Origin of the sequence: Lactobacillus sp. UMNPBX17 (assembly GCF_002553735.1) — a bacterium.
GTDB lineage: Bacteria > Bacillota > Bacilli > Lactobacillales > Lactobacillaceae > Lactobacillus > Lactobacillus gallinarum.
In genome coordinates this window covers 1-4,494 of sequence record NZ_PCYT01000086.1, presented here as the reverse complement: position 1 = coordinate 4,494, position 4,494 = coordinate 1, and the positions used below count along the sequence as shown (strand labels likewise).

The 4,494-nt window shown below is 36.0% G+C and carries 7 protein-coding genes; 2 read left to right on the top strand and 5 right to left on the bottom strand.

Features of this window, described 5'->3' with window-relative positions; genetic code table 11:
* Positions 1–19: 19 nt before the first annotated feature.
* Together CP368_RS09215 and CP368_RS09210 are read right to left on the bottom strand one after the other, a co-directional pair.
* Positions 20–403, bottom strand: coding sequence for an SLAP domain-containing protein (locus CP368_RS09215; protein ID WP_255405110.1), 384 nt, complete (start codon positions 401–403; stop codon positions 20–22).
* A gap of 65 nt (positions 404–468) precedes the next feature.
* Positions 469–747 (bottom strand): hypothetical protein, encoded by a 279-nt coding sequence (locus tag CP368_RS09210; RefSeq protein WP_098044429.1) that lies wholly within the window; start codon positions 745–747, stop codon positions 469–471.
* Positions 748–837: 90 nt separating this feature from the next.
* On the opposite strand from CP368_RS09210, the gene CP368_RS10905 reads away from it, so the two are divergent.
* Both CP368_RS10905 and CP368_RS09205 read left to right on the top strand, forming a co-directional pair.
* Entirely contained in the window at positions 838–1,113 is a 276-nt protein-coding gene (locus tag CP368_RS10905) for a hypothetical protein (protein WP_233185874.1), read from the top strand.
* Positions 1,082–2,044, top strand: coding sequence for a MalY/PatB family protein (locus CP368_RS09205; protein WP_233185873.1), 963 nt, complete (start codon positions 1,082–1,084; stop codon positions 2,042–2,044). The genes CP368_RS10905 and CP368_RS09205 overlap by 32 nt, the downstream gene beginning before the upstream one ends.
* A 60-nt stretch (positions 2,045–2,104) precedes the next feature.
* Here the strand turns inward: CP368_RS09205 and CP368_RS09200 are convergent, their stop codons facing one another.
* The 3 genes from CP368_RS09200 to CP368_RS09190 all read right to left on the bottom strand — a co-directional run bounded on the left by CP368_RS09200 (position 2,105) and on the right by CP368_RS09190 (position 4,265).
* Positions 2,105–3,139 (bottom strand): aldo/keto reductase, encoded by a 1,035-nt coding sequence (locus tag CP368_RS09200; RefSeq protein ID WP_098046013.1) that lies wholly within the window; start codon positions 3,137–3,139, stop codon positions 2,105–2,107.
* Positions 3,140–3,362: 223 nt separating this feature from the next.
* Entirely contained in the window at positions 3,363–3,602 is a 240-nt protein-coding gene (locus CP368_RS09195; RefSeq protein ID WP_003626373.1) for a hypothetical protein, read from the bottom strand.
* A 111-nt stretch (positions 3,603–3,713) separates the two neighbouring features.
* A complete protein-coding gene (locus CP368_RS09190) occupies positions 3,714–4,265 on the bottom strand; it encodes a metal-dependent hydrolase (RefSeq protein WP_025006403.1) in 552 nt (183 codons plus the stop codon).
* Between the last annotated feature and the right edge of the window lie 229 nt (positions 4,266–4,494).

Here is a 4,494-nt window from a genome sequence, read left to right as displayed (position 1 = left end):
GGCGCAAGCTAACGATCCACTAAGCCCTAGACTTCAGTCTAGGGTAGTTGACGTACTTATCACTAGGTGCCATAGTAGAATCATTACTGTAGTCATTTGAATTGATGAAAGTTCTGACGTTATTGTTCTTAACTCCCCCAGTCGTCTCACCAGTAGTCATTAAATAATTACCATTAACAGCAATTACATCAGCCACTTTCACATAACGATTGCGACCCAGCTTGTAATATTCGTGTCCTTTGATCTTGTAATAAGGGATGCGCTTTTTCTTATTATTTTCATAAAAGTAATATTTACCGTTTTTAGTTGATTTAACTTTGCCAGTATAAGCTAAAGTTTGACCACGTTTAATCTTAGTAGATAGTCGTTTCCCTTTTGCACTATACAAATAGTCATTGTTAATGACTGTGATCCAATTTTTGCCAGAAATTTGTTTAACATAGTCAGATGATAATAAGCCACTATTACCTAAATTGTATTGCAGTTCACCAAAATAATAGCTGCCTGGATCAAACGGTTTGTACTTAGGTGTACCATATACTTTAAAACTTTCCCCTTTTTAACCGGGTGTCTCTTGCCGTTAGCAAAATAACTAGCGTAAGTTTGAGTTACCTTGATTTTGCCACTAACAGACTGTCTTGCAGCGTAAACTATATTAGTTTTAGGAAGACTAACTACGCCCGTTACTGGCGCAACAGCTAAAAGCGCTGCAGTAACACTGATTGTAAATTTTCTGTTTAATTTCATTTTGAGCTCCTTTCATAATCAAACAAATATTAACAATTTTGCTAGTTCATCTATTACAATAAGATCAACACACTTTTATGGAGGTATTAGATGAAATACGATTTTACAGAATTGATTGATCGTCATGGCAAAGACGCGATGGCCGTTGATGCAGTAGGAAAATTACCTGGTTTTGCACCATCAAAACCAAAAGAAGGCTTTGATACAATCCCGATGTGGGTGGCCGATATGAACTTCCCTACGGCTAAATCAATTCAAGAAGCAATTATTAAACGTGCCCAGCTTCCCCTCTTTGGTTATTTCCAACCAAGCGACGCCTACTACCAGGCAATCATTGATTGGCACAAACGTATCAGGTTTAACTAAAGAAGATATTGGCTACGAAAACGGCGTACTTGGCGGCGTCGTTTCTGCCTTAAAAGTTTTTGCGGCACCAGGCGACAAAGTTTTACTTCATTCGCCAACCTATATGGGCTTTACTAACGCTGTCCTAAGCAACGGTTATCAAATCGTCCACTCACCTTTAATTAAAGATGAAAATGGTACTTGGCGAATGAACTATGAGGATATGGATAAAAAGATTAAGAAAAATCAAATTCATGTTGCGATTTTCTGTAATCCTCATAATCCAACTGGTCGTGTCTGGACTAAAGAAGAAATCACTAAGGCAATGGAAGTTTACGAGAGAAATAATGTCTGGGTAATTTCTGACGAAATCTGGTCTGACTTAATGATGAATGATCATCATTACACTCCTACCCAATCAGTTAGCGAATGGGCTAAAGAGCACACTGCTGCTTTCTACGCTCCATCTAAGACTTTTAACCTTGCAGGTTTAATTGGCAGTTACAGCGTTATTTACAATAAGCCTATCCGTGAACGAATCCAAAGCGTGGGTAAAAAGACTGTTTACAATAGTATGAATGTCTTTTCAGAACATGCTTTAATTGGTGCTTACAGCGATGAAGGAAATAATTGGCTTAATCAACTTTTACCAGTTCTTTCTCAAAATGTAAATCTAGCTTACGATTATGTAACTAAGCATTTCGATGGAGTTTCAACCTTTAAGACCGAAGGAACTTACATGATGTTCCTCGATTGCACGGATTGGCTTAAAGAACATGATAAAACGCAAACTGAGTTACTTGAACGTGGTTGGGATTACGGCATCGGCTGGCAAGATGGTGGACTATTTCAAGGTCCAACTTCAATTAGATTAAACTTAGCTTCACCAACTTCTCGCATCGAAGATGCATTTAAACGCATGGACAAATATGTTTTTAATGCAGAATGGTAAGAACGACAAAATTAAAAGGCAAAGAATATTCAAATTGATATTCTTTGCCTTTTGTTTTAATTAATGCGTTAAATAATCTGTCCAATTATGTTTTCGATCTCGATTATCCGCCATTACGCCTTCTAAATCATGAGGCTTGTACGGTTCTTCCAGATATGCCACTTCATCAGAGGTTAAATCTAATTGCAATGCTTTTTCCATTGCATCTAGATGATGGGCCTTAGTTGCACCAACAATTGGTGCTGTCACTTTTGTCTTTAGCCAAGCTAGTGATATAGCAGCCATAGGGACATTATGTTTTTTAGCTAATTCTTCAACTCGATCAATAATTGGTCGATCGATTTCAGTAGTCTTACCGTATTTTTCCTTAGCAGAAAAAGTATCTTGTTTTCTTCGTGCAGTCTCAGTACCGAAGGGATGAGCTAATCGTCCACTAGCTAAGGGACTATATGGTGTTAATCCTAAATTGTTTTCATGAGCAAAAGTAAATAATTCTCGTTCATCTTCACGATAGATCAAGTTATAGTGATCTTGAATTGAAACAAATTGTGGATAATCATGTTCTTTCATATATGCATTCATCTGTGCAATTTGCCATGCATATGCATTTGAGATTCCGATGTAACGTGCTTTGCCTTGCTTCACTACTTCGTTTAGCCCTTCAGCAATTTCCTCCATTGGAGTCAGCCAATCCCAAATGTGGTAAATATAAAGATCTACGTAATCCATTTGTAAGTTTTCTAGACTTTGGTCTAGTGAATTGACTACATGTTCTTTACCTGAGATCCCCTTCTTCATTTCTTCAGGTAGTCTTGTTGCAAACTTGGTGGCAACAACAACTTGATCCCTGTCAGCTAGTTTATTTAAAGCTGTACCTAAAATTCTTTCGCTAGCACCCGCTTGATATGCCGGAGCCGTATCAAAGAAATTCACTTCTAAATCCAAAGCATGAGCAATCACTTGATCAGCTTGTTCTTGTCCCACGGTCCATGAACGATCATTTACGCTCTTACCGCTTCCCTTACCAAATCCCATACAGCCAAGTGCAAATTGAGAAACTTTTAAATCTGAATTACCTAATTGATTATATTTCATTTTAAGTCACTTTCCATTAACTAAAACTTAACTTACTTCTATCATAGGGAAAGTGACTATCTATGTGAAATATTAATTGATTATTTTACAGTATAACTTTTTTGCATGTATATTACTCTTAATTGATTTTTAAAAAATATTAGAAGTATTTTCGAAAATAAGACAAAAGAGGTCAAGATCTCAATGATCCTGGCCTCTTCTTTATTTATATTCAATTTTTTAATTAACGATAGTCCTTAAGAAAGTCCATCATCTTATCATAATCTGCATCATGCTTAGCATCATATGCATCTTCAACTTTAACAACCTTGTTGTTTTCAGTAATGATGCGATATTCACGCAAGTCATTCTTTTCGTTAGCAACTACAGTAATTTCACCCTTACCTGGAGTTGAATACAAGGTTGGGTTAAGTACTTCATTTAATTTATCTGATAATTGTTGGTTAAAAGCAATTTGATTCATTTTAATATATCTCTTTTCTTAAAACATTTCCAACAACGTTAGTATAACATTAAGTAGTGTGCTTTACCATAAATAGTAAAGAAATTTACTAAATAAACGTATGCGTTTTACTTAGATTTCAGGTGCGGCCATCAGCCATAACCAATAGCAAGACATCATTATAATGCCTAAAAAAGCAATTAAAGTAATAAATTTTTCAAAAAATCCTCCTACTTTATAACGAAAGATTGAATGATGTCTTCTCTTTTTAACAAATGGAGCCCACCAATCTACTCCCTGCTTACTAAAACTATCTTCAACTAAATGCAAAAAATAGCCTAAAATCAAGCCTAGCCAAATACTGCCCCACCAATTTGGCAACTGCCAAGATCGAAATTCAATGGGAATAAAATGATTCATTAAGAAATACAAACCAATGGAGAAAACTAACCAGCCTAAAAATGAATGAGTCACACCACGATGACGTAGAAACAAACTAAAATTGATTGGAGATTTACGACTAGTCGTGCTGTTATATTCATCAATATCAGGTAAAGACGCACCCACACCAGTAGCCAATAAAATTATTAAATTAGATGCTGGATCTGCGATAAATGTGTTGCTAGCAATTAATCCCAGCTCAACAAGCGCGATGCTGCATAAACGATGCGAGCGCGTCAGCATTTTAGTCACCTCTTCATTAGAACATATATTCATATTGTACCATACAAAAATAAGAGATGACAGCATTCAATCTGTAAGAAAAAACACACTATCATGGTAATACAATGTCATTAAGTTAAGACATTGACAAATTGAAAAGAGTCGAATCGTTGTGATTCGGCTCTTTTTTTGCATAAAATAAAGGCGAAAAGAACCTACCTTTTCGCCCTCTGATTAAATTATTAAACCT

Excerpts from the sequence above, each read along its gene's own strand:
- CP368_RS09190 (WP_025006403.1), bottom strand. The coding sequence starts at position 4,265 with ATGCTGACGCGCTCGCATCGTTTATGCAGCATCGCGCTTGTTGAGCTG.
- CP368_RS09195 (WP_003626373.1), bottom strand. The coding sequence starts at position 3,602 with ATGAATCAAATTGCTTTTAACCAACAATTATCAGATAAATTAAATGAA.
- CP368_RS09210 (WP_098044429.1), bottom strand. The coding sequence starts at position 747 with ATGAAATTAAACAGAAAATTTACAATCAGTGTTACTGCAGCGCTTTTA.
- CP368_RS09200 (WP_098046013.1), bottom strand. The coding sequence starts at position 3,139 with ATGAAATATAATCAATTAGGTAATTCAGATTTAAAAGTTTCTCAATTT.
- CP368_RS10905 (WP_233185874.1), top strand. The coding sequence starts at position 838 with ATGAAATACGATTTTACAGAATTGATTGATCGTCATGGCAAAGACGCG.